The following is a 26,328-nucleotide window of genomic DNA, read 5'->3' as shown; positions in this document are numbered from 1 at the left end:
CGAACGCCGACCGCTGCGGCAGCCACAGGCACGGGCGGATCGATGACTTCACTGCTCAAGACTGCCTCGATCCTGCCAACGCTCAACGCAACGGATGTCGGCACGCCGTCGGCGAGATCCTGGAGATACCGGCGCAGGCTCCTCCCCGCTACGCGGCCCCGTGGCCTGTGGTGATCTCGCTGCGCTCTTCGAGCTCGGGCCGGGCCGGCTTCGGCGGGGCGGCCTTCTCAATCGGGACGAAGAAGCCCCTCGCTGCCGGGGCGAACGCGTCGATGCGGTTCAGCTTCTTCGCTACAACCCAGTCCACGTACTCGGGGCCGCGCCTCTCCTCGGCGGCCCGACCGGCGCCGGCCAGCGGGACCGGCTGGTGGACCTCGATGAATCGGCCATCCGGCAGGCGGCGGATGATGCCGGTCTCGACGCCGTGCGCCAGGACCTCGCGGTCGGATTGCTGCAGGCCCAGCGCGATGCGGTACGTCACGTAGTAGGCCAGCGGCGGCAGGATCAGGATGCCGATACGCCCCGCCCATGTCATCGCGTTGAGGCTGATATGGAACTTGTCGGCCAGCACGTCGTTGCCGCCGGAGATCAGCAGCACCGCGTAGAACGAGATCGCCATCGCGCCGAGCGCGGTGCGGAACGGGTTGTCCCGCGGGCGCTGCAGCAGGTTGTGGACGGTCTTGTCGTTCGAGAACCGCTGCTCGATGACCGGATAGAGCATCGCCAACATCGCCATGAGGCCGGGCAGCACAACCGTGGGCCAGAAGATCGGCGGGAGAGTGTAGCCGTTGCCGAACACGTGAAACCTGATCTCCCACGCCGGGAAGAGACGGGCGGCACCGTCGAGGAACATGACGTACCAGTCGGGCTGGCTCGCCGCCGAGACCACCGCGGCCCTGTAGGGCCCGTACAACCAGATCGGGTTGATCTGGACGAGGCCGGCCAGCGCGGCCATCACGGCGAACACGATCACGAAGAAGCCGCCGGACTTGGCCGCGAAACCCGGGAACATCCGCACGCCGACCACGTTCTCGTTGGTCCGGCCGGGCCCGGGCCACTGCGTGTGCTTCTGCTTCACCAGCAGCCCCATGTGCACGCTGATGAGCGCGAGCAGCGCACCCGGGACGAGCAGCACGTGCACGATGTACAGCCGGTCGAGGATGACCATGCCGGGGAACTCCCCGCCGAAGAGCGAGTTGGTCACCCAGGTGCCGACGATCGGGATGGACAGCATGATCGCCGAGGCGATGCGCAGGCCGGTGCCGGACAGCGCGTCGTCCGGCAGCGAGTAGCCGGCGAAGCCCTCCAGGAAGGCCATCCAGAACAGCAACATGCCGACGATCCAGTTGGCCTCGCGCGGCTTGCGGAACGCGCCGGTGAAGAACACCCGGAACATGTGCACCACGATCGCGGCCACGAACAGCAGCGCGGCCCAGTGGTGCATCTGCCGCATGAACAGGCCGCCGCGCACGTCGAACGAGATCTGCAGCGTGCTGTTGAACGCCTGCGACATCTCCACCCCGCGCAGCGGCGTGTAGCTGCCGTCGTACACCGTCTCGCGCATCGACGGATCGAAGAACAGCGCGAGGAAGGTACCGCTGAGCAGCAGCACGATGAACGAGTAGAGCGCAATCTCGCCCAGCAGGAACGACCAGTGGTCGGGGAAGACCTTGTTCAGCAGCCGCCGTAGCGGCGTCGCCGCCTGGAACCGCTCGTCGAGCGCCCCCGCGGACTTGGCCGGCAGGGCCCGGACATCAACCTTGCGCCGTTTCATGGCCGCTCCCAGATACCAGGCTCCGCCCACAACTCTGTAACTTCGACGTCACCACGAAATATCCCTCGCGTCCACCGTGAACGGCAGCGGCGCGAACGCCCGGCTCGTTCCCCTTGCTCAGCCGCCGGCAGGTGGTCGGCCGTGGCCGATCGACAGCAACCAACGCGGGTTTCGCGCACAGATCACCTCATCGGCCACCCCGGCGCAGCGGCTCGATCAGGTCGGCCGGCGCCACCGGGACGGCCAGAACGACGCGGTCCGCGCCACGGACACGGGACACCCGGCAGGCGGCTCGGGCGGTGGAGCCGATGGCAATGCCACCGCGGGCGAACCCGCCACCGGCGGATGCCCACCGGCCGGTCGGAAACGGCCTCGATGTCGGCCGACGTCGTCACCAGAAGCTGGCCAGACGCAGGACCAGGGTGCGGATCGAGCGGACGGTGGGTGGGCGCCCGCGTCGCCTCGGCGCACAGGTCGCAGCGTGGCGCCGCTTGAGCAGGTCGCGGTGCCAGCGCAGGATCGTGTCCGGCCGGACCAGCAGCAGGAGTTGCTGCAGCTGCTTCACCGGCAGGCGGTGGAGCAGGCCGGCGAGGACAGCGCGGTCGGCGTTCGTGAACATGGGCTTGTCGACCCGGCGCTGCAGGACGAGTAGCTGCGGGCAAGCGCCCTCAAAGCGGCTGTCAGCCCGCCGGCAGCAAGCATCGTCGGATAGATGCCCCGGGAGATCTCCCGCAGGTCGTCCACGGCACTGCTCAGACCGCACAGGGCCCTGCGACAGTTTCGCCTTGGCCTGCCCCAGTTCCGGCGGCAGACTGTCCTGCACGGCACTGAACTGCATAGCGACGGCGAGGAAATGCTGCATTGCGCCGTCGTGCAGGTTGCGCTCGATGCGCTCGCGGGCCTGGTCCGCGGCGGCGACGAGTCGGGCCCGGGACGCGGCGAGTTCGGCTCGGCTGTCGGCGTTGGCAATGGCGGTCGCGGCAAGGCTCATAAAGGCCGAGACGCGGGCCTCCGTGTCGGGCGGCAGCGGCTCTGGCCGGGCCCACGAACAGACCCAACACCCCACAGCCGCCCTCGACCACGATCGGCGCCCCGACCGCGGACCGGACGCCCAACTCGCGGGCGTACGCGGCAACGGGCCCGGCCGCATGTTCGAAACTGTCCATTCTGGCGATGCGACCGGTATCGCGGACCTTGGCCAGGACGTTGTCGCCCTCGATCGGCCAGCGGATCTGGCCCGCGGTCAGCTCGGCGATGCTGGTCGATACGACGCTGGCCGTGCCGTCGGATTCGTAGCGGCACAGCCAGGTGGCGTAGTCACTCAGCCAAACCAGGTACCTTCTTCACCGAACGGGTGTCCTTCCCGCACCGACGGATTGATGTCTAGACAACCCCAATTGTCCCTGCTGGTAAGGCATCCGTTCGTCTATGCCACGCGGTGTCGTATTCCTATCCGCGGATCCGGGTCAGACGTCGTAGTCGAACGACCCGGCGCCGGTGACGCCGACCTGGCGGGCCGGGACGCGGCGCTCGGAAGGCACGGCCGCCGCCGGGGCGGGCACGCGCAGGACCCGGGCCGCCCAGGCCGGCAGCCACCAGTTCCAGCGGCCGAGCAGTGACACGGTGGCGGGCACCAGCAGGCTGCGCACCACGGTGGCGTCGAGCAGGATGCCGGCGCCGAGGCCGGTCGCCAGGATCTTGATGTCGGTGCTCGGCGCGGTGGCGAGGGACACGAACGCGAGGAACAGGATCAGCGCGGCGCTGGTGACCAGGCGGCCGGTCCGAGCCAGGCCCTCGACGATCGCGGTGCGGGTGTCGGCCGTGGCGTCGTACTCCTCGCGCATCCGGGCCAGGATGAACACCTCGTAGTCCATGGACAGGCCGTAGAGGAACGCGAAGCCCATCAGCGGGACCCAGAACGTGATGGCGCCGGTCGCGGGCACGTGCCAGATCGCGTCGGAGCCGTGGCCCTGCTGCCAGACGAGCACCAGCACGCCGTAGGTGGCGGCCAGGGACAGCAGGTTGAGCAGCACGGCCTTGACCGCCAGCAACACCGAGCGGAACGCCCTGGTCAGCAGCACGAATGTGACCAGGCCGATCAGCGCGAGCAGCCACGGGAACGGGCCGTAGAGGGCGTCCTCGGCGTCGTAGAGCAGCACGCCCAGGCCGCCTACCTGTGTATTTGCGACCACCCGGAACGCGTTGCGGGTGGCGGCGATGGTGTCCTTGCCCTGACTGCTACTCGCCTCCTGGCGCGGCAGCACCAGCACCAGCCGGGTCGCGCCGCGGTGCCACGCCGGGCCCTCCGGGGTGAGCGTGGCGTAGACGCCCGGGATGTTGTCCACCGTGGACGGTGGTGCCGCATCGGCGGGCAGGAGGGCCTCGATCGGGGTCAGCACGCCGCTGGGGATGCCGGCGCCGGTGAGGTCCCGCAGGCCGGCCGCGGGGGCCGGGCGCGCGGACCCGGCCAGGGCCGAGCTGTCGGCGTCGCCGAGCCGGATGCCGGTCGCCGCGGCGGCGAGCAGGCCGAGGACGACCAGGGCGGCCGCCGCGGCGAGCCAGCGGACGCGCACGACGCCGCCGGCCCAGGCCCGCCAGGCGCGGCCGGTCGCCGGCCGCCGGCGAGCCCGGGGCCACTCCATGCGCGGGCCCACCGTGGCGAGCAGGACCGGCAGCAGGGTGAGCGTGACCAGGACGCTGACGAGGGGGACGAGCATGCCGCCGTAGCCGACGCTGCGCAGGAACGGCACGGGCAGCACCACCAGGGCGATGAGCCCGACGGCCACGGTGACGCCGCTGAGCAGCACCGCCCGGCCGGCGCTGGCCATCGCCCGGTGCACCGCCTCGTCGTTCGGATGGCCCTGCGCCCGCTCCTCCCGCCACCGGGTGACGAGCAGCAGCGAGTAGTCGATGGCCACGCCGAGCCCGATCAGCGCGACGAGGAACTGCACGATGAAGCTCACGTCGGCGACCGTGGTGAGCGCGAGCACGATTGCGAACGTGGTGAGGATCGACACGGCGGCCACCAGCAGCGGTACCAGGGCCAGCAACGACCCGAAGACGAACGCCAGCACCAGCAGCGCGCCGAGGGCGCCGATCAGCGTCTCGGTGAGGACACTGGTGCCCGATCCGGTCTCGTCCATCGTGGACAGTTCGTCGAGCCCAGTGACATGGACTGTCGCACCGGCCGGCAACACCGGCGTCATCGCGGCGGTGATCCGGGGGCCGTAGTCGGGCGCAGCCTTGCCTCTGGTCGGCGGGGTGAACACGAGGCCGAATACAGTGCGGCCGTCCTGTCCTGCGAACCGGCGGTCGCCGGTGTTCGCATACGACACAACGCGCAGCGATGAGTCCAGTGCCGCGGCGGCGAAGGCGCGGGCGACCGCCGGGTCGTCGGGGGCGGTCCCGGCGGGCAGCACCACCACCGGCACGAGCGGGTAGGTGCCGGCGCCGTTGCCGTAGCCGGCCAGGATCGCGTGGTTCGCCTGGTCGGCCGCGGTGTCCGGGAACGCGAAGTCGTGCGAGAGACGGTCCGACAGCCGCCCGGCCGCGGCGCCGCCCGCGATCAGCAGCACCAGCCACGCCAGCACGACCGCGGTGCGGTGCCGCAGCACGAACCGTGAGAAACGCCCCATCGGACCTCCGTCGCCGTAACTCGAATTCTCGTGTACGAGTAGCGAGGCTACACTAAGCCGAACGCGGCTGTACGAGTTAACGGAGGCGTCGATGCACGGCCCACAACTTCGGTCCATCGCCCGGGCGACCGCGATCCCCGGTGCGCTGCTCTTCCTGCTCGCCGTCCTGGCCCACCCCAAGCGCGACGGCGTGCACATCCACGAGGTCGGCCAGCTGTACGGCGTGACCCACGGCCTGGAGGCGGTCGGCCTGCTGCTACAGGTGCTCGGCCTGGTCGGCGTCGCCTGGCTCGGCGCCGACCGGCTGCGCCCCCGCGACCTGACCGCGATCTACGCCGCCCTGCTGGGCACCATCTGGTACTTCGGGCTGATCGTCGTGGACGGCACCCGCAACCCGGTCACCGCGAAGTACGCGCCGCAGCTCGTGCACACCTCGGCCGACCTCGACTCGGGCACGGCCATCATCGTCCTGCCGGCCTTGCTGCTGTTCCCGCTCGGCTATGTCCTGCTCGGCCTGTTGCAGGCCCGCCACGGCGCCCGGCTCACCGGGCTGCTGCTCGGCGCGGGCGCGGTCGTCTACACCGTCGGCGGGTTGGCGATCTTCGGGCTCGGCCCGGCCTCGCCCGCCGTCCAGGTGCTGGAAATCGTGGGCGCGGTGCCGTACACCATCGGCTTCGTGATGATGACACGCTTCTGGACCGCCGAGGTCAGCGTGGGACCACGGGCACCGGTGCGCCTGGGGCGGTGAGCGCGGCCAGGACGGTCGCCGGGATGAATACGGCGGCGTCGTGGTCGGTGAGCCGGCCCGCGGCGCTCTCCTCGGCGGCGGCGTGCATGAGCCCGACGGCGGCCGCGGTGAGCCACTTCGCGGGCACGTCGGTGCGGAACACGCCCGCCCGCCGGCCCCGCTCGATGATCGTCTGGATCCGCCGCCGCACCCGGTCGTGACTGCCGTGGAACCGCTCCGGCGGCAGCTCGCGCCCGGCCGCCTGGTACACGGACCGGAACCGGTGCACGATCTGCCACGACGCCTCGACCAGCCGGGTCAGTGCGACGGCGGGCTCGCCGGCGGTGTCGACCGCGTCCAGCACCGCGTCGGCCTCGGCCATGGTGCGGGTGAGGACGGCGTCGAGCAGCTCCGCGCGGCTCTTGAAGTGCCCGTACAGCGTGACCCGCCCGACGCCGGCGGCCTGGGCGATGTCGCCGAGGCTGGCGTCGGGGTTCCCGGTCAGGCACACCACCGCGGCGTCGAGGATCGCGGCGATGTTGCGCCGCGCATCGGCCCTAACCATGCCCCACCCCCACCGACAGCGAACCCGAACATCGTAGTTCACGTAACGAGAGGGCACGAAAACCATGCATCGGATCCGCAACCGCGTCATCGTCGTGCTCAACCGGGCCGGCCTGCCGACCGGGCCGATATACCTGCTGACGGTCGCGGGGCGGCGCACCGGCGTGGCGCGGACCACGCCGGTCGCCCCGATCGTCGTCGACGGCATTCGGTACCTCGTGCAGGCCTACCCCGGCGCGGACTGGGTCAAGAACGCCCGGGCGGCCGGGCGCGGCCTGCTGCGCCGAGGCCGGCACACCGAAGCGGTGCACCTGACCGAGGTGCCGCCGGAGCAGCGCGGCGCGCTCCTGCGGCACTTCCCGGCCCAGAACCCGCGCGGGGTCGGCGCGTTCGTCCGTAACGGCCTCGTCGCCTCCCCCGCGCCCGACGACTTCGCCGCGGCCGCGGACCGGTGCCCGATGTTCCGCGCCGAGCCAAATCGGGCCGCCGAGGTGAGTCGTGTCCGCGGGGACGGCCATCCGGCTGTCCATCACCGTGGCTCGGCATCAGCGGAAGGGTGGCGACCGCGACGGTTCCGTTGACGGGCACAGGAAGGGGCGGCGGCCTGCCTGTCAGACGAGGTGGTGCTGGTGAGCGAGGACGACGGCCCGCACTCGGTCGCGCAGGTTAGCATGGCGAGTAGGCGGCTGACGTGGGTTTTCACGGTCGCCTCGCTGAGGACGAGCGCGGCGGCGATCTCTGCGTTGGACATGCCCTGTGCGAGGAGTCGCAGGACCTCCAGTTCTCGGGCGCTGAGGGCATCGAACGCTGTCAGGTCCGCGATCGGGCGGGTGAGGCTGGGCAAGGCCCGCTGGATGAGGCTGCGGGTGACGGCAGGGTCGAGGAGGGCGGCGCCGCTGGCGACCACTCGGACGGCGTTGACGAGCTGTTCCGGCGTGGCGTCCTTGAGCAGGAAGCCGCTGGCGCCCGCAGCCAGCGCGGCCGCGACGTGCTCGTCGCTGCCGAAGGTGGTCAGGATCAGTACCTTCGCTCCGGGCAGTTCCCGCGTGGCGCTGATGCCATCGAGCACCGGCATCTGGATGTCCATCAGTACGACGTCTGGTTGCGATGCAGTCACCTGACGGATCGCCGTGCTGCCCGTGTCGGCCTCACCCACCACGTCGATATCGGGCTCGGCGGACAAGATCATGCGAAAGCCCTGGCGCATCAAAGCCTGGTCGTCGGCGATCAGGATGCGGATCACGAGGCATCGGCCAGGGTGAGTGCGACCTGGACGGGCGCCGTTGCGTTGTGGGATGGGCGGACGCGGTTGACCCGTGTCGGGTCTGCGGGTCAGATCGCTTGGGCGAGTTCGGTGAACGCAACGGCGACGCGCAGAGCGGGCGGGGCGTCGACGGCGAGTTCGTAGTGTCCGCGGCGGAGGTTCTGCATGAACGCGTGTCCGGCGATGATCACTTGTGCTGTGTGTCGGTTCGTAGTCCGCGCATCGGTCTCAGCCGCTGCTTGAGCCGGCTGTGATCAGCCTCGATCGGATTGTTGGCATACCGCTCGACATGGTGCCACGCCTGCGGGATCAGCTCATCCAGGACGCCAAGGTAGACCGCGGCAGCATCGGTGACCACCTCGCTGGGTGTCACCTTCAACGTCGACAGCGCCCGTCGGAAGAACCGCCGGGCCGCGGCGGCATCACGGCGCGCCGAGACGAGCACGTCGATGACCTGCCCGTACTGGTCGACCGCCCGGTACACGTACCGCCACACCCCGGTGACCCTGACGTACGTCTCATCGACATGCCACCTGTCACCGGGTGCATGGCGGCAGAACCGGGCGGCGCCGCCCAGCAACGGAGCGAACCGCTGCACCCACCGGAAGACCGTGACGTGATCTACCTCCACACCACGCTCGACCAGCAACTCCTCCACGTCGCGGTACGACAAGCCATAGCGCAGGTACCAGCGCACGGCCACCACGATCACCTCCGGTGGGAACCGGAACCCAGCGAACGCCGACTTCGGAGGCAGCCACGGGCGACGAAGGGTCGACAGCTTCACCGATCAAGCGTGCCTCGATCATGCCAACGCTCAACGCAACGGAGCCCTCCCACTGCACAAACCGGTGATAGCAGGTCTTCCACGGACCGTACCGGTCCGGCACCTGATGCCACTTCGCGCCATTTTCGATCCGCCACAAGATCCCGTTGATCACCTGTCGGTGATCCCGCCACCGGCCACCCCGTCGCGGAACCATGCTCGGCAGTAGCGGCTCCAGCCGTTGCCATTCCACATCGGACAGATCACCGGCCACGCCACACCGTACCCGACGCTGATCGATGTCCGGAGCGGCCGAGCTCGCGGCGGCACGGCCCACCCCAAAATTGGGGATGCCTTCGGCAACATTTGGGGGAAGCCAGTGCCAGCGACGTCAGCCAACGTCAAGCCATGAAGCTACGTACGCTCGCCGTGGCAGGAGCCGCGATGTTCGCCTTCGCCGGGTGCAGCGGTGGCACGCACAGTTCCGCCAATCGGCCGGCCGCCACACCGAGCGCGAGGGACGCGCATCAGGCGCTGATCGATGCGACCAAGTGCATGCGTGCCAACGGGTATCCCGACTGGCCCGACCCCGTCACGAACGACAGTGGGGACTGGGTGATCCCGGACTCCGCGCCCGACGTGGAGAAGCCGGCCGCTTGCGCAGACCTGTTCCGCGCCGGCAAGGGGGGCGGACAGCGGCCGTCGCGGCCACCGCTGAGCGCCGAGGAGCTGGCCAAGGCACGCAGATGGGCGGAGTGCATCCGGGCACACAACGTGCCGACCTGGCCGGACCCCGACAGCGAGGGCTACTTCGAGGCGCCGGATAGCCTGCAGCCCCTCGATTCCAACACCGTGGTGTCCCAGGCGATGGCGGCCTGCACGTCGTCCGAGCCTACCGGCGGCATCAAGGTCAAGGGTTCCGGGCCGACGAAGCCGGCGAACCATTGAGGCACCGCCGAGCGGCCATTGCCGGTCGGCGGTCAACCCAGGGTTCGTCAGATCCGGCGCCGGGCGGCGAGTTCGGTGCTCAGCCACCGGCCGGCGACCTGCGCACCCTCGTCACCACGGACGACATTGAAGTGTGTCCCTGGTGCGGAGACGACCTCCGCACCGGGACGATCTCTAGCCACGGCGCGAGCGTCGCGCTGCGTACCCGCGGCGTGTCCCCTCGGGGGATGAACAGCACGGCCCGGCCGTAGTGGCGCACCAGCCGCCGGGCCAGCAGCGTCCGGTAGTCGATGCTGGCTATATTGTTGATCGCATCGACCCGTCCGGTGCGCAACCGCCGCGGGCCGCCGGCCTTCACGGCGCCATGCCACCTCAAGATCCGTCAGATAGGCCCTAGCTCGATCGTCGCGAACCACGCGGCGAATGCAGGCTCGTCGTCGAGGCGCCGACAGAACTCCGCGAACCCGATGCAGCTGGCCCGGCCCGGCGTCACATTCTCTCCCCTCATCAACAGCTCGCCGACAGCGCGCTGCTGACCGGTCGGTACGGAGTAGACCGGGTCGAGGTCGGCAGCGAACAGCACCGCCGGATGATGGACAGCAGCTCGACGACCTTGCGGTTGCTGCGCCGATCGCCGAGGTCGAGGAAGCCAATGTTGCTCCGGAGGATCTCCACCCAGCCGAGATACTGGGCGAGCACGAACGCCGTGTGTCGACGAGCGTACGGCCGCATAAAGTCGTCGCCGTCGATTAGGTACCGCTGCAGGAACTCCTCGTCGAGGATCGTCCGGATCCGGCTGCGCAGGTCGTGCACCGCCCACAGCAGCGGGTCGCGGTAGCGCGCCACGAGGTCCTGCGTCTGCGCCAGCCGGGCCCGCTTGCCAAGCATATAGCTGAGGGGGAAGCTCGCCAGCGACACGGCGATGGCAACGCCGCCGGTGATCAGGGCCACTGTGACATCGGCTGCCATGATCGATCCCAGCGGACGTCCGGGCGCGGCGGGGACGCCTGTCGTTGATCCGACCCGGTCGATGCCTGAAGACGGGAGCCGACCCGTGTGCCACCTCGCGATCGTGCTGGTGCCGTGCCTGCTGGGCTCGCCGCGGCTGTATGCACACCAGATCCCGGCGTTGTGACGCCTCGGCCCGGTCACGATCGCCGAGCACCGCAGCCACAACACGATATCCGGGATCGCCTCGGCCCTGCTGACCGCCGCGCCGCTGCGCTTCGCGCTCGTCGGCCATTCCATGGGCGGCTACGTCGCCTTCGAGCTACTCCGGCAGGCGTCAGATCGGGTAGTACGGCTGGTGCTGCTCAGCACCACGCCTCGCCCCGACACCGAGCAGCAGACCCGCCGCCGGCACGGGCACATTGCCCTCGCCGAGGCCGGCCGGTTCAATGATCTGATCGACGTCCTGGTCCGCCTGTGGACTCCCCCCCGCACGCCACGGCGACCCGCAGCTGCGCCGGGCGGTCGCAGAGATGGCCGCCGACGTCGGCCGGCCGGCTTCGTACGGCAGCAGCAGGCCATCATGAGCCGCCCCGACTCTCGCCCAGAGCTCCCAGTGATCGCCTGCCCGACGCTCGTGGTGACCGGTGTCGACGACGGCCAAACGACCCCGGAGCACGCCACGGAGATCGCCGAGGCCGTCCCTGGCGCGGACCTGGCCCTGGTACCGGACTGCGGCCACCTGTCCTCCGGGTGACTCCGGAGCAGATCGAGTTGGTGCAGCCGCGGTTGGTGGCGTTCGCGGCGGGGATGCTGGCGGGTTGTACTGCGGTCGGACCAGCGGGCCAAGGGCGAGTTGTATCTGCGTGGACTGTTGTCACCCGGCGCCGCGCCGGGCCTGGGCTGTAAGGACCGAAGCTGTGAGTTCGTGCTGTTCCTGGTCCACCGCTGTCCTGACCCGTCCAGCGTGTATGGCGACGCTGACGGCGTAGGCGAATACGATGAGGGCGAAGGCGGTCACGACAAGTACGTCGATCCAGCCGGGCAGCCACGAGCGTGCGCCTCGCCCATAACGGCCGAGGTACCCGATGGCGGTGAGTCCAATGAGCCAGGGCCAGATCCACGACGACGCGTGCCAGTCGATGCGGGGTCGTTCTCGTTCAGGTGTGAACGCCCGGGTGATCGCGGACAGTGCAAGCCCCGAGGCGATGGCCAGGAGCAGCTTCCAGGACGCTTCGAACCCACCCCAGTAGATCAGCAGGTTCGCCGCGACAAAGGCCGCCGGCGCGGCGATCCCGGACGCGGGTAGCCGATAGGGTCGCAGACGCTGGGGATCGCGTCGGCGCAGCGCGGTCAGCGAGACCGGCGCGAACGCGTACATGATCGCGGTCGCCGAGGTGACGAGGCCGACGAGGGACTGCCAACTGGGGTAGGGCAGGAAGGCCAGCTCTCCCACGATGAACGCGAGCATGATGGAGTACAGCGGCACACCGCGCCGGCTGACGTCACGCAGGGCCGGTGGCAGGGTGCGCTGCCGGGCCAGCGCGTAGGAGAGCCGGGCCGAGGTCCCGAGGTAGACCAGCCCGGTGCCGGCGGGTGAGACGAACGCGTCGGCGTACAGCAGGAAGGCCAGCCAGCCGGCGCCCGCCGCGGCGGCGATCGTCGCGTACGGGCCGAAGTCCCCGGCGGGTACCGGGTGTGCCCAGCCGCCGGCGAGGTTGCGTGGGTCCAGGCCGCCGATGAAGACGATCTGCAGCAGGACGTACAGGACGGTGCCGATGAACATGGCGAGGATCACGGCGCGGGACAGGTCGCGTTGCGGGTTCCTGGCTTCTCCGCCCAGCTGGATCGCCTGTTCAAAGCCCTGCAGGGAGAACACCACACCGGCGGGCAGGGCGGCGAAGACGCCGTGGGCGCCGTAGGGGCTGAATCCGCCGCCAGCGGTGAAGTTCGACCCGTGGAAGGTCAGCGAAAACACGACGACGACGGTGAGCACCGGGATCGCGATCTTCCACACCACGACCGTGGCGTTGCTCCTGGCAAGGCGCCTGACCCCGAGCAGGTTGATCACGGTGAACAGCAGCATCAGCAGGGTCGCGACGGCCAGCCCGGTCGAGGACAGCGTGCCGTTGCCGTGCAGGAGACCGAGATGGCGCTGCACCCACCCGACGTTGTCGAGATATTGCAGGCTGGCCTCGACCTCGATCGGCGCGATCGTCACGGCCTGCAGCCAGGCGGTCCAGCCCGCGATGAGACCGGCGAGGGCGCCGAACGCGAACCCGGGAAATCGTGCGGTACCGCCGGCGACCGGATAGGTGGCGCCGAGCTCGGCGTGGACCAGGGCGAGCAGCACGAGCATCGCGCCGGCGAGCAGCCAGGACAGCAACGAGGCGGGTCCGGCGGCCTGGGCTGCGGACAGCGCACCGAGCAGCCAGCCCGAGCCGATGATCGAGCCCAGCGAGACGAAGGTCAGGCCCCACAATCCCACTTCCCGCCGAAGGACGCCGGACTGTGTCGGCACCCGCCCAACCGTGCCGCCCGCCTCGTACATCGCATACCTCGCGTGGTCGGTGGCGAGCCCTGCATCCCGGTACGCAAACCCGCATGATCCCCATACCGTGCTCCCGCCAAACGAAACCCGCCGCTGCGACGGCTCCTACGCCGATCGTCGAATCCTCCAGCGACCGAGCGTTCTGGCGCTTCCAGCCCGCATCCGGGGCCAACCACGGTACGGCGGCACATGCGCCGATCGTGAGGATCGCCGTCACGAGGTGCTGGACGTCGAAGAGGCTGCGATGGGTCGCGGTCGCCACGCCCAGCGTGATGAGGACCGCGGCGACGGCGAGGCAGCGCGCCCTGCCGCGCAGGCTCCACGCCACCGCGGCGGCCAACGCCCAACTGCCGGCCGAGGAGCCGGCGTCCCGCACGGCGACGAGTCGCGCGGCATCGGTCGATCCGGCGGCCGTGGCCAGCCGGAGTGTCAGCAGCGTCAACAGGCTCGTGGCGGAGTCGGTGCCAAAGAAGACCAACACAGTCCGGCGGGAGCCGAGGCGCCATTCAGCGAGCGGCAGGAACGCGAGCAGGAGCCAGACGATCGACCAGATCCAGCCGGGGCGCGTCTGGATAAGGACGACGATCCTTGGGGGCACTCCGTGACGTATGTCGCCCCGACGTTCCTGGACGGGCAGCCGTATCCGGCTGCGGTGTGGCAGGCGATCGCCGGCGAGGTGGCTCGGATGTCGCCGGTGGCGTCGGCGTCGATCCCGCAGGTGGCGTCGTCGCTGTCGTCGAGTTCAGCGATCGCTACCACGGCGACGGCGGTGCTGACGCCGTCGAACTGCGTGTTTTCGGCCGGCCGGGCGTACAGCGTCGAGAACCTGGGCGGCATTTTCGGTGACGCCGCGGGTCGTCTCGCCGACTTTCTCAGTCTTCAAAACGTCGACGGCTGGCACCCAGGACGGGCGTCTATCGGTCGTGGGCGGGCGCGGGCGGTCAGCAGACGAGCTGCTACGGGAAGCTCGTCCTCCGCCGCAGCGCCACCACCGGCCTGACGACCACGATCGTTCTCGCCGTGGCCGCGAGCGCCGGCACCGTCACCCACGACGCGGCCGCGAACCGCCCTCGAGCGCTGGTCGTCACCGATGTCGGGTTGGCGACTGCCTGTCCGCGGGCCGTCGATGTCCCGTGATGTCACACCCAGAAGTTGATGACCCCTTCGACATGCATGGAGGTACAGCATGGCCGCGACACCCGACCGCGCCGGCGACCTGGCGTCAACGATCAAGCTCCTGCTCGAGCAGCAGGGGAACCTGTCCACGTGGGACGACGCTACCGACAACACCGTCGACGTCGATGTGGCCGGTGAGTTGTGCACCGTGACCGTGGCGAAGAAGGCCTGATGTCTTCCGCCCCGGCCGATCTGCTGCAGTTCCGCGCCGACGCCCGGACGGTTACCGGCCTCGGCGCGGCCGACGTCGGGATTGTCGGCGACGGCGCCCACCAGAAGACCGGCGGCTACCACGAGGGCAAGGACGTCCTCGTGACGATCGGCCGCTACCACGCGCCGGCCACGGCGAATGTCGGGTCGGGCGGGGAGGACTACAGCGCCCGCCAGGCCCGGGACCGTAACGGCCTCACGAATTCGGCGTCGGCGTCGGACGTCGGTTCGCAATGGCCGCACGGCGGACGGGCCGCCTGGCTGCGCTGGAACAACCTGCTGTACGCGGAGATGCGCGATCACCAGGATCGGCTCCCGGCGCTCCGCGCGATCAATGTGTCCCTCGACGGCAAGACCAAGAAACGCTTCGACCAACTGCGCCGCGACGACGGCCTCATCGCCTCCACGGACACCGTCGACACGCACACGCACCTCGAGCTGTGGCGCGACACCGAAGGCAACCGCAAGATCACCCTCGACCGGATCGTGACGTTGATGCGCGCCGCGGTCACCGGCACAACCCCAACCGCAGGCACGGAGGACGACATGACCCCGGAGCAGGACGAACGGCTCAAGAACATCGACACCTGGCTACGTGGCTTCATCCAGGGCGACGCGCAGATCCCACTGCAGAACCAGGGGAAGACATCGAACTGGCCGAACAAGACCGGCGCGAAGATCGACCAGATCGCGACCAAGGTCGGCATCGACCCGGCCGGGCTCGGCCAGATCGAGGCGGCGGCGAAGGCCGGCGCCGGTGAGGCCTTCGCGGAGCAGCGGCAGGCGCTGATCGACGGGATCGTCGCCGCGCTGCCGCAGGACAAGGACGGCACCCTCGGCATCGCCGACGTCCGGGCGGTGCTCGTCGACGTGCTGCTGCACGGCGCAGCCGCCTGAGCGTGGACACCCAGCAGCCGCCTACGCTGTGGCGGCGCGCCGCAGGCTACTACCCGTGGCCGCTGCCCACCGCGGCGCTGATCGTCCTCGTCGTCGGCTGGGACGCGGTCAGCCTGACGTTCTTCGCTGACGTCGGCTACACCTCCGACGCCTACAACCTGAGGGCGCCTCGCCCCGTGACGCATGGCCACGTACGGGCCGCCGCTCCTCGTGCTGTTCCTGACGTCCGGGTACGCGTACTCGCCGCACCGTGGCGGCCGTGGCCGCGGTCATCGCCCTGGCCGTATCGTTCGGACTCAAGCTCACCCACGAGCAGATCGCCGCGATCCGCGGCGTCGTCGCCATCCTCGGCCCGGTCGTCACCGCCGTCTGGGGCCGCGCCAAAACGTGGAGCCCCCGCTCGGCGCGGGCGCTCGCCCAGCAGGTCCGGGTCGAGGAGCGTGGACGGCACGCGGCTTGGTGGCGTGTGACGGTCGACAGGTGTTCGATCAGGCCGTCGAGCGTCAGCAGGGGCCGAACCGCGGGCAGGCCGTACCGGTCAAGGTCGTCAGCCAGAAGGTCGGCGACCTCGGCCGCTGGTCGGTGGGGCGTGAACCGCCACCGTGCGTGCCGGTCGAAGCCATCTTCGGCATCAGGCCGGCCATGCTCCGGCCGAACGTCCAGATGCTGCCGTGTGGCCGTGCGAGAAGCTGGCCGTACAGCTCGACCACCGTGTCCCGCCAGAGCCAGTAGGTGTTGGCAGCCTCCCAGGTCCCGGAGAGGTGCTGCACGAAGTCGAGCAGGTGAGATCGGGAGATCCGCCCCAGCCCCCGGCTGAGGGAATCCTCCCGCTGCGCTTGCGTCGTCCCGCTGGATCGGCACGGTACGACGCGAGTGCACCGACCGGATGCTCATCGTAGGCGAACGTCACCTGACGAAGGTCCTGACCGAGTACACCGCCCACTACAACCGTCACCGGCCACATCGTTCACTGGAACAACGGCCACCGAACCCGCCAACGACAGTCATTGACCTGAACGCTGCCCGCGTCCGACGGCGACCGATTCTGGGCGGAATGATCAACGAATATTCGCAGGCAGCGCAGCCCGAACCGACTTTACGAGCCCTACAGGGTGAAGCGGAGCCGGAACGGGACGCACGATCGGGCGGGCGGGGGCGACTACCGTTGCGCGGCGAGGAACGCGTGGGCTCGCATGCCCGCCGAAAAGCCGTTCCGGTCGACCGGGCCATCGCCAAGGCTGGAAGTATGGCGGCCGGCGAGGAGACGCAGTACCGGATCGACCAGGTCTCCGGCGGAGACGTGCACGTCGGTGACCGGCATCATTACGGGCCCCGGCTGGTGTGGACCGCCGGGATCATCGCGTCCGTTGTGGTGGGTGGGCTGCTGACCGCCATGACCATGTACCTGGTCGGGCCAGCGTCGGGCGGACAACAGCCGCAAGCCATCGCGGCGACCTCATCCGCACCGTCGGCCGGGAATGGGGCACCGGCTGGGGGTGGGACGTCGCCAGCGGACGTGGTTGTGCCGTTTACGGTGACCGTCTCGGACCGTACGTCGCCGTGTGGAGGGGGCTGGGTCGTGGCCGAGGGGTCGACGGATGTACCGGACCCAGCGATCGGATCGGACCGGGAATACGCGGAGTGGGCCGGGAAGCACGGCGCCGTTCCCGCCAGCACGGGCCGGGTCGAGATGGTGCTGCAGGGGCGGTCGGCCGCCCAGGTCACGCTGCTGCGGATGCGGGTCCGGGTGACAAAGCGGAGCGCGCCCACCGCAGGCACGCTGTATGGGCTCCGCTGCGGCGGCGAAGGGGTCTACCGCTGGGTCACCGCCGACCTGGACGCGCCCAGCCCTACGCTCAAGTCGAAGGTCGACGACGCGCTCGATCCCGACGGGACCACCGAGCAGCGCCAGGGTCCGATCAAGTTCCCCTATGAGATCGCGGTCAACGACACCGAGCTGTTTCTGGTCAACGGCACCACCCTGAAGTGCACGTGCGAATGGGTCATCGAGGTCGACTGGTCTTCCGAGGGCGCCCAGGGCACAAAGGTCATCGACGACGGCGGTCGGCCGTTCCGGACCACGGCGAATACCGCGGTCAGCCGGACGTGCATGAAGGAACAGTTCAAGGCAGTCGATCCGGCCGCCGACTGTCGGGCGGGGGCGCCGGCATGACCGCGCCCGTGCGGCGTATCCGGATTCCGCTCCTGGTCGCGATGATGGTCGCCATCGTGCTGGTGGGGCCGATCACCGTCGTCCTATGGCGAACGTACGGGGCGAGCGCGGAGACGTCAGCGAGCGCCCTCCCGGTCGCCACCACGCCAGCGTCACCGAGCAGTCCGGCGCCGGAAACGACAACGCAGAGCAGCGCGGCACCGGCCAAATCCAACAGCGCGACGGGCAAGACGCCGGGTACGTTTGTCGGTGAGTGGCGCGTGCACGGGTCGAGCCTCACGATCAAGGCGGACCTCACCGGCACCGCGGTCTGGAACGCGGGGCTGTGCTCGATGACGTCCAACCTGATGTGCTCCGGCCACGCCGACCTGCGGTTCACGGCCGACGGCGAGCAGCTGCGCGGCAAGTACACCGCGGTGCGCTACCTTGACCAGAACGACCGCAAGGTTCCGAGCTTCGACCCAGGGGCCGACGCGGTCCAGGTGGGCGACACGATAACGCTGGTCGCGGTCAACACCGACGTGCTCAAGCAGACGGACGTGTCGGGAGGCGCCAACCCGTACCTGTGCGGGCCACGCGCCAGCCAGCAGTGGCGCACCGAGTGCAACGTATGACGCAGCTCAGACGGTCGCGGCCATGATCGTGTCACGCTCGGCCTTCGGACGACGGTATCCACTGGCAGCTGGAGACGTCCACACGAAATCCGAGCCCCATTGCGCGCGTCAAGATCGCCCGGTCAGCGACAGCTCAGGATGGAGGCGAGCAGTTTCGGGGCGGGTCAGTGCCGCCCTCAGCCGATCAAGAGCGATCGGACAGGTGCAAACGTACGGCGATGCGGGCCACAGATGCCGAGCGCGTTCAGAGCCGCGATCGCTGGCGCACCGTAGCCCTTGTTCTGGGCGAATCCATAGCCGGGGTGCAGCGCGTCCAAGCGAACCATTTCAGCATCACGGGCAACCTTCGCCAGGATGGCGGCAGCCATGATCGCTTCCTCTGTTCTGTCGCCGCCAGGCACCGCTCTTACCTCGGCCACCTCCAGCTCCGGGGCGTGGGCGCCGTCAACGAGGCACAGTGTCGGGCGCGGGTCCAACAGGGCGACAGCCCGCGCCATCGCAGTCCAGGACGCGGACAGGATGTTCAGTGTGTCGATCTCCTCGACGGACGCGCTTGCAACGGCGAAGAGCTGTGCGCGTTGGCGGATCTGAACGGCCAGCTGTTCACGTTTGCCCGCACTGATCTTCTTCGAATCGCGAAGGCCGGCAATGCCGTGATCGGCGGGTAGCACGACTGCGGCGGCATAGACCGGTCCTGCGATACAGCCCATACCTACCTCGTCGATCCCAGCGATCAGCACGCCTCCATCGTGCTGGCGATGTCAAGGAGGTGCTTCAGTCGTTCGTCGTTACATCGTGTGAGCTGCAGCGGACACCGGTCGCGGCAGATGCGGACGTCCGGCGTAGACATGGGAGGATCGCCGCCGTGGCTACGCGTGTCATTGCCATCTTTCCCGAGATGAACACGGCAGTGGTCGAGCGGTTCCGCAACCGGTGGGATCCTCCCGCCGCCGCCGTGCCGGCCCACATCACCATCGCGTTTCCGTTCGAGTGGGCTGGGCCGGTGTCCGGGCTTGCGGACGCCCTGCGGCCCGTTCTCACCGCGTGCACCCCCTTCGCGCTCGAGCTGTCAACCCCGACGGTCTGGGAAGACGAGTACCTGTTCCTGTTGGTCAGCGAGGGACGAGAGCGGGTGTCGCAGCTGCACGAGTCCATCTACCGCCAGGTGCTTCGCGGAGCGCAACGGCCGTCGCATTTCGTTCCCCACATGACCGTCGGCCGCCATGCCGACAAGGTGGCATTACGCGCCGGCATCAGCGAGGCTGCTGAGATGGACCTACCACTGATCGGCAGGGCGCTGTCCCTAACCGTGTACCGCCGGGACGAAGACGGAAGGCGGGTCCGAGAGCTTGACATTCCCCTCGGCGCGGCTTCGTGAGAGGAACGCGCGCACTACTTTCGGCTCGACAGGACGCCGTCCTCGCTGAGCTTGCTACCCGCAGTAACCAGGGCTGACTGGCCACCGCGCACCAACGGCGGCATGAGCGGAAGCCCCATCGGAGGCGCCCACGGGCTGAGTCGCTTTGGAGTGCGGCTACGCGCGAATCAAGGTGCCATTGTCGACGGCAGGTCGTACCGTTCGTGCCGTGGGCATGGTGACGCTGGTCTGCGGCGACCCGGGCGGCCCATGTCCGATGTGCGGCGCAGCAGCCGCAATCCATGTTGCGAAGGCGGTCGAAGGTGGACGAGTCGTGTGGACGACGACGTCACGGTGCACCGATTGTGACTTCGTCAGCCAGGACCGCGCCTCGCGTTGTCGATGGGAACTGACGTGTTGATCGGTGCCGTTGAGGTGTACGCCAACCACCCTTTCGTCATCCTCGGCACGATCGATTGGCCGGAGCTTCACGACTGGGATGTCACCCTCCCCGCTAGCGCCGACGCCCATCACGTAGCGATCAAGACGCGCGGCCAGGTCGATCACACCCGGGTGTCGTTCTGGTCGGGCGGGATGCCGCTGCTCGGCGAGGTCGTCTTCGACGGTGACCTTGACCTGGACGACTACAGAATCTGCGTCGGCGATCTCGAATACACCAATCAGTGGATCAAGCGAATCCAGCAGAGCGGTCCGCAGCGAGTCATCGTGCGGGTCGACGATCCCGGACATGCCTCTCGGGTGCATGTCGGGCTCGATCTCGGTGCCGATCCGCAAGTACATGCGCTGCCCTCGGCCGGTGAACCGCGGTTATTCGAGGTGCTCGTCGCGCACGGGCACGACATGTCGTTGCCGAACGAGCGCGGACTGGCCCTCGACGGTCACGACTCGCCACACGCCCGGCTGGCAGCTGCGTTGCGGCTGCTGTCGAGCTCCGATCCGTCGAAACCCTGGCGGGAAGGCTACGAAGCAGGCCTGATCGCAGAATGGCTGCGATGGCTCACCCTCGACCTTGACTTCGCGGCCGCGAAGTCGGTCGGACAACAGATTCAGGACCTCGTCCGCAGCCGCCGCTCGGGCCAGGACGGGATCCTCTCGCCTCGGGACGCTTCACAGATCGCCGATACCGTCCTGGAAGCCATCCACCACGCATGAATCGTTCGACTTCCAGCCACACCAGCTCTGGACGTCTACCACATACCCCACATACTGCCAGCGGGCAGCGGTCATCAGGTTCGCTTTCCTGTCGCACAGAGCCGCGGAAACATCCGCTTATCGGCAGTGCAGGAAGCCTCTGGCCGCGCCGGGGCAGTCAACGCCGGTGACAATCTCCTGCCGGCCGTCGCACGCCCACGGCGGCATGAGCGCACACGATCTTGCTTCCGTCGATAGCCAGGCGTAGGCGCACGAGGTTCTGGAGCCTCAGCAGCCTGGATAGAACACCGAGGCGACCGAGGCGGCGGCAAGGACCACCCATGTTCCGCCGAGGGCAGCCCAGTACGAGGCTGCGGGCCGCGCGATCGCGGACAGGCCCGCGGCGAGGCCGCCGAGGACGATGTGGGCGGCCGGATAGACCAGCACCACCGCGATCAGCACCGCGAAGCGGCCGCCGCTGTCGAGGTCGACATCGCACCCCCGGGCACCGCCCGCCAAGCGCGCAGCCACGAACGTCGCGACATCGGCCAGCGCGTTACCTGTGGCGGCGATGATGTAACCGAGGCATGCCTGCAGAGCCCTGGATTGCACGCCGGGCGACGCTACACGGTCACTCGCTCGGCGGCAGATGTGCGCATGCCGGGAGTCGCGGATGCAGGCGATCAGGATGGGGGCCGGGTTCCGGTTGTGGCTGCGGCGGCGGTCAGCAGCGCCTTGAGCCGGGCGTGCGGGAAGTGTTCGTCGGTCGCTGCCGGTGGTGAGACTCTGGTGCTGTAGAAGTCGGCGTCGTGGTCGTCGTGCTGTTCGGCCCACATGCCGGCGGCGCCGCGATGCCAGGTGACCTTCTGGCCGCGGAAGTCGGCCCGGGCGAGCCAGTCGCTGCCGGTGGGCCAGTAGCCGTTCCAGTCCTGCGGCCGCAGCGCGGCGAACGCCGCGGTGACAACGGCCTCAGCGCGGTGCACGTCATCGTCGTCGAAGATCGCTGCGAAGCGGCACAGCAAGGCCATCGGCGCCCCGGGGTGCGATAACTGCGGATCGTTCGCGGCGACCGCCTGGCAGATCAGCTCCAGTTCCGTCCAGCGGAACACGTACGGATGCCAGTGGGCCAGATCGTCCCAGCCCAGCTCAGCCGGCTTGGTCGAGCCAGGCCCCGTGATACCGAGCTCGTATCCGCCGACGCGGGTGTTGATGCTCAGCGTGATGCCGTGGCCGCCGCCGACCTCGAACACGACGCGGGCCACAAGGTGCTCCGCGCCGAGAGGATCACTGACGGGGCCGAGCCGCTCACTGCCGGCACAGCCGTCCAACGCGAAGGTATACCGAGCCCAGAACACCGGACTGCTCAGGAATCTCGATAGCAACATCGGGCTGCTCATCCCGGCATCATCGCCCACCCGGCCGACAACCTCCGCATCGCCTCCAACCCCACCGACATAACCCGCAGAAGGGAACCACCAGCAAGATCACGTGCCTCAACTCGGCAGTACACCACGCCGACGCCAGTCACCGATGGTGACGAGCACTCGCCTGCCGTTGCATACCAACGGCGGCAAATCCGGATGCGCTGGCGCCGAGCCAGCGAGGCGACTCGTAGGATCCAGGACATGTCCGATCTTGCTTCGCGGTTCGCCCAGCTCGCTGGCGAATACGACGCTCGCAAGCGGGCGGCGACCGCGCTCGTCGAGCGCTGGGACTGGTACAGCTGGCCGGGCCTGGATCTGCGTCCGTTGCACTTCGAACGGGACCTGCTCAAGCCTGGCCGCAGGCTGGATACGCGACCGCCGGCGGACCGGGATGTCCTGCGGATCGGTTTCGACGCCGAGGGCCGCGCGGTGGTGACCGAGGAGTACTCCGGCTTTCTGCACGGCCGCCTGTACTACGAGACGTTCGTCCGCCACGGCAGCGACGTGGTGGAGGTGGCGCATTTCGACACGGACGGGCCCATCTACCTACACGAGTACCGCTTCTCGGGCGGGCTGATGCGCTCGGCTGCCATCGTCGCGCGGCGCGGCTCGGGGCGAGAGTCGTACACGCACACCCATGGGCGGATCAGCCGTGTCGAGATCGAGCACAACGGTCGGCCACGTTCAACGCTGACGGCCGAACACGACGACGACGGCCTCGTCCGCCTCATCGAGGTCATGGGCCACAGGTCCGAAGTGTGCTACGAGCGGCCGCCGGCCGGGTTCGACCTCGACGCGGCATGCCGGGCCATCGAGGACGCCCTGGTCACGTTGATCCCGGACGCCGTGGCGCGCCTGACGGTCGACGGCCCCGCCGCCTGCGTCGCGCTGAGCTATCAACAATCGCGCGCGCTGTCCGTCGAGGTCAACGCGTGCACCGCGGACGAGCGCGCCGCCCTGGCGGCGATCGACCCGCAGGCCGCATGGTCGCCGGCCGACTTCGAGACCGGTACCGATATCGACCTCGCCGAGGCGGGACAGGTGCGGCTGGTGCGGCAGGAACTCGCCCTGCTCGATGCGGCCGAACCCGGCGCCGGATCCGAGATCGGCCGGCGACTGTTGTGTTCGGCAGCCGCTCGGCTCAACCTCCGCGACTGGTCGGACACGTTGCCAGTCACCGACGACTTCGTCGTGTACGCGGTCGACCTTGAACTGGTCGACCTAGAGCGGAACCTGACCGACTGCCTGCCGCCGGACCGGCGCGCCTCGCTACGCGCGCACGGCCCGTCGTGACCGACCCCCCAGCCCGACCTGCGCATCCGCACATCGGCCGCGAGCCGATCGCGCAGGGACGGCAAGCCTGCCGCCGACCACGAAGCGTGACGATCTTCCGGCCGGTCGCCGCACGAGAGATGCGGCAGATGCGGACGCCAAGATCGCCATCGGACCAGATTGCAAATGGTGGTGTGCGGCAGGATCGACGTCCATGAGCTACGACCAGCCGATGGCGGCCCGCTACGACCGTGGGCGTTCGCTGCAGACCGCGGACGTGGAGCGGTGGATGGACGCGGCCCGGCCGTACCTGCCGGACGCCGGCGGGCGGATCCTCGACCTCGGCGCCGGGACCGGGCGGTTCAGCACCGCGCTGGCCTGCGCCACCGGCGCCACGGTGGTCGCCTGCGAGCCGTCCACCGCGATGCGCGCGGCGTTCCCGGCCGGCGCCGCCTTCGTCGTGGGCGGGACGGCCGAGGCCGCACCGTTCCGCGACAACGCCTTCGACGCCGTCTGGGCCTCGCAGGTAGTCCACCACGTCGCCGACCTGGCCGCGTTCGCCGCGACCGTCCGCCGTGTGCTGCGCCCCGGCGGGCACCTGCTGATCCGTGGCGGATTCGGGCCTGTGCAGCGCCTGCCGCTGTACCGCTGGTTCCCGTCGGCTTGGGCGGCGAACTCGGCGGTGCGCCTATCCCTGGACCGGATCGCCGCGGCGCTCGCCGCCGCCGGCGTCATCCCGGTGGCCCGGATCCCGGTCAGCCAAGTGTTCGCGACGACGACCAGCGAGCTCGAAGAGCGCGTCGTGACCCGGTCGCTGAGCAACCTCGCCACCCTGCCAGACGAGGACTTCCACGCCGGCCTGGCGGCACTGCGGCGTGACGTCGCCGCAGGCCGCATCGAGCAGCCGCTCGTCGACCACCTCGATCTCGTGGTATTCGCCGCGTGAGGCTGCGGGCCGCTGGTGCCGCAACGTATCGCCAGCGGGCCCCTGGACCCATGGACCCGTCGGCAAACAACACGCCCACCGTCCGACGCGCGAATCGCCAAGTCGTTCATCGGGCACCAGCGGTGTACCAACCCGCGCAACTCGCACGAAGCGTGGCGGCCCGCGAAGCGCCACACACGACCGGCGGCAGATGCGGGCACGATCCCGACCGGACTGGAGGCCGCAGGACGGATCGCTTCAGATGATGCGATCGTCCACGATCTCTACAGTCAGGTGGGGCCAAGCAGCGAGGGTCAGCCGAACCAGCTCGGGCGCTGACACCAGCCGTGCCGTACTGAGCGCTGCGTCGGCGAGGAAACGCACGGTCGTCCCTGTCGCGTCATTGGCGGGAACGGGGAGCAGGTCGGTGACGGGCAAGCCGTGTTCGTAGCGTTGGGTCCACGCCCCGTTGCGGCGGTGATTGGTGTGGATGAGCCACTCACTGAGTGCCACGACGACTGACATGCCCCGACGAGGGCGGCCGTCGGGGAGCCGCTGGGCGTCGGGGAAGTCGAAGTATCGGAGATCCCTGGTCGCCATGACAGGCTTCTTGATCGGTTGGCCCTGATCGTCGTAGCGGGTATCGGTTCCTCGCCCGTTGTCCGCAACGGACGCCGAGCCGTCGCTGTGCAGGGTGACGATGCACCGTCCTGCGGCCGTGGTCTCAGCTTCGTCAGCCGCATACGCGATCACCTCAAGGATCAGGTGCACCGTGCCGCCGGGAGCAAACCTCGCCGGATGCTGGCGAACCTCGGCCAGGTGCTCGGCATCCACGTTGCTTTCCCAATCATGCGTTGTGTTGCGCCACGGCATCCTTGAGTCGCCCACTCACGAATTGTCCCGGCCAGTCGACCTCACCAACATCCCGCACGGGGGCGCACTGTCATCGGCCATGTCGGGAAGCTTGGCGACCTCGCCGGCCGTCACGGTCTGTAGCGATCGGATCGCGGCAGATCCGGTAACCGATCAGCACCGGGACTGGCAGCGATACCGGGGCGATCTTGGAGAGCCCGGGCCACCCGGACGCCGCGGCGGTACGCGCAAGGCTCGCCGCCACTGCGAAAGTGTGACGACCTGCGCGTCAGGCCGCGGTCAGTCGGCGATGCTGCAGGAAGTTGTGCAGACCGGCGCGGAGCTCGTCGTCGCTCATGACGAGGTATACCAGCGGGCAGTCCTCGGGGCCGGTCGTGCTCAGCTGGCACAGCCGGCAGGGCTCGGGCGGGCGCAGCGGGCACCCGACGTTCGGGCGAGGCGCGCTCTCGGTCATGGCTCCTCCAGCCGCTTCCGACTCCAGGGCGTGCCGCGGGGCCCGCCGGCGTGCAGGGTCCGAAGACCCGCCGGCGTTCGGCCCGCGATCCGGGGGCGGGTGGGTGCGATCATGGGGCACGCTTGTCGTTCACGTGGACGTCCACCGGTGGCCTCGTTTACAGCGGCCGGGTCCGGAACCGTGGCGCGTCGGTACCCGTCTACTGCGACGTGGAGTTTGATGAGGACTGGCGACCGCGTGGCACCGTGTTCGGTGGGCTGATGCTGTCGCTCGGTGTGTACCTGCTGGCGTTGGCCGGATTTCTGGCCGCGGCGAGGATCGCCCCGCCCCACCATCCGCAGGACCGGGCGGGCATCTTCGTGTTCGCGGGCGTCGCTGGGTCGATCGGGGTCGCCGTCGTGCGGGGGCTCGCCGGTCGCCGTAACTCGGCGTTCGGGGCGGCGGTCGGCACGCTGGTGTGGCCGCTCGTGGGTGCCATCGGGATCGCGCTGCTGATGGTACTGATGGTGTCGCACATGCGCGTGGTCTGAGGTCGAGTAGCCGGGAGGAGTCTCACCTCCCGGCTCTCACAGATCTGGGCGTGACAGTCTCCCGTCACCCAGCTCTTGTCATCCTGTCTGCCAG

27 protein-coding genes and 3 pseudogenes are annotated in these 26,328 nt (G+C 69.3%); 15 read left to right on the top strand and 15 right to left on the bottom strand.

The features are described from left to right. Positions 1–148: 148 nt before the first annotated feature. From AB0B76_RS55950 to AB0B76_RS55940, 3 genes are all read right to left on the bottom strand, one after another. Entirely contained in the window at positions 149–1,774 is a 1,626-nt protein-coding gene (locus AB0B76_RS55950) for a ubiquinol-cytochrome c reductase cytochrome b subunit (protein ID WP_360393693.1), read from the bottom strand. A 391-nt stretch (positions 1,775–2,165) separates the two neighbouring features. After that, complete coding sequence (locus AB0B76_RS55945; RefSeq protein ID WP_360393690.1) at positions 2,166–2,765, bottom strand: histidine kinase; 600 nt, start codon at positions 2,763–2,765, stop codon at positions 2,166–2,168. Positions 2,766–3,240: 475 nt separating this feature from the next. Beyond that, positions 3,241–5,409, bottom strand: coding sequence for an MMPL family transporter (locus AB0B76_RS55940; RefSeq protein WP_360393687.1), 2,169 nt, complete (start codon positions 5,407–5,409; stop codon positions 3,241–3,243). A 91-nt stretch (positions 5,410–5,500) separates the two neighbouring features. On the opposite strand from AB0B76_RS55940, the gene AB0B76_RS55935 reads away from it, so the two are divergent. After that, a complete protein-coding gene (locus AB0B76_RS55935; protein WP_360393684.1) occupies positions 5,501–6,157 on the top strand; it encodes a hypothetical protein in 657 nt (218 codons plus the stop codon). Here the strand turns inward: AB0B76_RS55935 and AB0B76_RS55930 are convergent. Next, positions 6,117–6,701 carry a TetR/AcrR family transcriptional regulator gene (locus AB0B76_RS55930; protein ID WP_360393681.1) on the bottom strand — a complete coding sequence of 195 codons (585 nt, stop codon included), beginning with the start codon at positions 6,699–6,701 and terminating at the stop codon, positions 6,117–6,119. The genes AB0B76_RS55935 and AB0B76_RS55930 overlap by 41 nt on opposite strands. Before the next feature lie 64 nt (positions 6,702–6,765). On the opposite strand from AB0B76_RS55930, the gene AB0B76_RS55925 reads away from it, so the two are divergent. After that, the gene (locus AB0B76_RS55925; protein ID WP_360393678.1) at positions 6,766–7,281 is read left to right on the top strand and encodes a nitroreductase family deazaflavin-dependent oxidoreductase; all 516 of its coding nucleotides are present in this window, start codon (positions 6,766–6,768) and stop codon (positions 7,279–7,281) included. Positions 7,282–7,311: 30 nt separating this feature from the next. Here AB0B76_RS55925 and AB0B76_RS55920 read toward each other — a convergent pair. From AB0B76_RS55920 to AB0B76_RS55910, 3 pseudogenes are all read right to left on the bottom strand, one after another. Next, positions 7,312–7,907, bottom strand: a pseudogene (locus tag AB0B76_RS55920) (response regulator transcription factor). 125 nt (positions 7,908–8,032) lie between these two features. Continuing rightward, positions 8,033–8,721, bottom strand: a pseudogene (locus AB0B76_RS55915) (IS6 family transposase). A gap of 88 nt (positions 8,722–8,809) precedes the next feature. Then, a pseudogene (locus AB0B76_RS55910) lies at positions 8,810–8,983 on the bottom strand (transposase); the annotation flags it as partial. A 155-nt stretch (positions 8,984–9,138) separates the two neighbouring features. Here AB0B76_RS55910 and AB0B76_RS55905 point away from each other — a divergent pair. Next, complete coding sequence (locus tag AB0B76_RS55905) at positions 9,139–9,678, top strand: hypothetical protein (protein ID WP_360393675.1); 540 nt, start codon at positions 9,139–9,141, stop codon at positions 9,676–9,678. A 79-nt stretch (positions 9,679–9,757) separates the two neighbouring features. On the opposite strand, the gene AB0B76_RS55900 is transcribed toward AB0B76_RS55905, so the two are convergent. After that, positions 9,758–10,036 (bottom strand): hypothetical protein, encoded by a 279-nt coding sequence (locus tag AB0B76_RS55900; protein ID WP_360393672.1) that lies wholly within the window; start codon positions 10,034–10,036, stop codon positions 9,758–9,760. A gap of 149 nt (positions 10,037–10,185) precedes the next feature. After that, complete coding sequence (locus tag AB0B76_RS55895) at positions 10,186–10,926, bottom strand: hypothetical protein (protein ID WP_360393669.1); 741 nt, start codon at positions 10,924–10,926, stop codon at positions 10,186–10,188. Here AB0B76_RS55895 and AB0B76_RS55890 point away from each other — a divergent pair. Continuing rightward, positions 10,925–11,383: a hypothetical protein gene (locus tag AB0B76_RS55890; RefSeq protein WP_360393666.1), complete on the top strand. Its 459-nt coding sequence runs from the start codon at positions 10,925–10,927 to the stop codon at positions 11,381–11,383. The genes AB0B76_RS55895 and AB0B76_RS55890 overlap by 2 nt on opposite strands. Before the next feature lie 120 nt (positions 11,384–11,503). Here the strand turns inward: AB0B76_RS55890 and AB0B76_RS55885 are convergent, their stop codons facing one another. Continuing rightward, positions 11,504–13,147: an APC family permease gene (locus AB0B76_RS55885; RefSeq protein ID WP_360393663.1), complete on the bottom strand. Its 1,644-nt coding sequence runs from the start codon at positions 13,145–13,147 to the stop codon at positions 11,504–11,506. A gap of 631 nt (positions 13,148–13,778) precedes the next feature. Here AB0B76_RS55885 and AB0B76_RS55880 point away from each other — a divergent pair. The 6 genes from AB0B76_RS55880 (at position 13,779) to AB0B76_RS55855 (ending at position 18,247) form a co-directional block, all read left to right on the top strand. Further along, positions 13,779–14,177, top strand: coding sequence for a hypothetical protein (locus AB0B76_RS55880; RefSeq protein ID WP_360393660.1), 399 nt, complete (start codon positions 13,779–13,781; stop codon positions 14,175–14,177). 186 nt (positions 14,178–14,363) lie between these two features. Then, the gene (locus tag AB0B76_RS55875) at positions 14,364–14,525 is read left to right on the top strand and encodes a hypothetical protein (RefSeq protein ID WP_360393657.1); all 162 of its coding nucleotides are present in this window, start codon (positions 14,364–14,366) and stop codon (positions 14,523–14,525) included. Further along, positions 14,525–15,460, top strand: a complete 936-nt coding sequence (locus AB0B76_RS55870) for a hypothetical protein (RefSeq protein ID WP_360393654.1) — start codon at positions 14,525–14,527, stop codon at positions 15,458–15,460. Before AB0B76_RS55875 ends, AB0B76_RS55870 begins: the two co-directional genes overlap by 1 nt. 480 nt (positions 15,461–15,940) lie before the next feature. After that, positions 15,941–16,192, top strand: coding sequence for a hypothetical protein (locus tag AB0B76_RS55865; RefSeq protein WP_360393651.1), 252 nt, complete (start codon positions 15,941–15,943; stop codon positions 16,190–16,192). A 121-nt stretch (positions 16,193–16,313) separates the two neighbouring features. After that, complete coding sequence (locus tag AB0B76_RS55860; protein WP_360393696.1) at positions 16,314–17,633, top strand: integrase core domain-containing protein; 1,320 nt, start codon at positions 16,314–16,316, stop codon at positions 17,631–17,633. 260 nt (positions 17,634–17,893) lie between these two features. Next, positions 17,894–18,247 (top strand): hypothetical protein, encoded by a 354-nt coding sequence (locus tag AB0B76_RS55855; protein WP_360393648.1) that lies wholly within the window; start codon positions 17,894–17,896, stop codon positions 18,245–18,247. Positions 18,248–18,423: 176 nt separating this feature from the next. On the opposite strand, the gene AB0B76_RS55850 is transcribed toward AB0B76_RS55855, so the two are convergent. Further along, entirely contained in the window at positions 18,424–18,987 is a 564-nt protein-coding gene (locus AB0B76_RS55850) for a ribonuclease HII (RefSeq protein WP_360393645.1), read from the bottom strand. A 158-nt stretch (positions 18,988–19,145) separates the two neighbouring features. On the opposite strand from AB0B76_RS55850, the gene AB0B76_RS55845 reads away from it, so the two are divergent. Together AB0B76_RS55845 and AB0B76_RS55840 are read left to right on the top strand one after the other, a co-directional pair. Continuing rightward, entirely contained in the window at positions 19,146–19,625 is a 480-nt protein-coding gene (locus tag AB0B76_RS55845) for a 2'-5' RNA ligase family protein (RefSeq protein WP_360393642.1), read from the top strand. Positions 19,626–20,018: 393 nt separating this feature from the next. Further along, the gene (locus AB0B76_RS55840) at positions 20,019–20,777 is read left to right on the top strand and encodes a hypothetical protein (protein ID WP_360393639.1); all 759 of its coding nucleotides are present in this window, start codon (positions 20,019–20,021) and stop codon (positions 20,775–20,777) included. A 267-nt stretch (positions 20,778–21,044) separates the two neighbouring features. Here AB0B76_RS55840 and AB0B76_RS55835 read toward each other — a convergent pair whose 3' ends face one another. Together AB0B76_RS55835 and AB0B76_RS55830 are read right to left on the bottom strand one after the other, a co-directional pair. After that, positions 21,045–21,368, bottom strand: a complete 324-nt coding sequence (locus AB0B76_RS55835) for a hypothetical protein (protein WP_360393637.1) — start codon at positions 21,366–21,368, stop codon at positions 21,045–21,047. Positions 21,369–21,439: 71 nt separating this feature from the next. Continuing rightward, positions 21,440–22,153 carry a hypothetical protein gene (locus tag AB0B76_RS55830; RefSeq protein ID WP_360393634.1) on the bottom strand — a complete coding sequence of 238 codons (714 nt, stop codon included), beginning with the start codon at positions 22,151–22,153 and terminating at the stop codon, positions 21,440–21,442. Positions 22,154–22,381: 228 nt separating this feature from the next. On the opposite strand from AB0B76_RS55830, the gene AB0B76_RS55825 reads away from it, so the two are divergent. Next, positions 22,382–23,473, top strand: a complete 1,092-nt coding sequence (locus tag AB0B76_RS55825; protein WP_360393631.1) for a hypothetical protein — start codon at positions 22,382–22,384, stop codon at positions 23,471–23,473. A gap of 193 nt (positions 23,474–23,666) precedes the next feature. Then, positions 23,667–24,398, top strand: a complete 732-nt coding sequence (locus AB0B76_RS55820; RefSeq protein ID WP_360393629.1) for a class I SAM-dependent methyltransferase — start codon at positions 23,667–23,669, stop codon at positions 24,396–24,398. 237 nt (positions 24,399–24,635) lie between these two features. Here the strand turns inward: AB0B76_RS55820 and AB0B76_RS55815 are convergent, their stop codons facing one another. Continuing rightward, positions 24,636–25,265, bottom strand: a complete 630-nt coding sequence (locus tag AB0B76_RS55815; protein ID WP_360393626.1) for a hypothetical protein — start codon at positions 25,263–25,265, stop codon at positions 24,636–24,638. Between the two features lie 253 nt (positions 25,266–25,518). Beyond that, on the bottom strand, positions 25,519–25,704 hold the full coding sequence (locus tag AB0B76_RS55810; protein ID WP_360393624.1) for a DUF6767 domain-containing protein: 186 nt from the start codon (positions 25,702–25,704) through the stop codon (positions 25,519–25,521). Between the two features lie 260 nt (positions 25,705–25,964). On the opposite strand from AB0B76_RS55810, the gene AB0B76_RS55805 reads away from it, so the two are divergent. Next, on the top strand, positions 25,965–26,234 hold the full coding sequence (locus tag AB0B76_RS55805; protein WP_360393622.1) for a hypothetical protein: 270 nt from the start codon (positions 25,965–25,967) through the stop codon (positions 26,232–26,234). Positions 26,235–26,328 lie beyond the last annotated feature (94 nt).

It is taken from the genome of Dactylosporangium sp. NPDC049140 (genome assembly GCF_040648435.1).
Note: the sequence above shows the minus strand (reverse complement) of the source record. Positions and strands in the feature narration are given on the sequence as shown.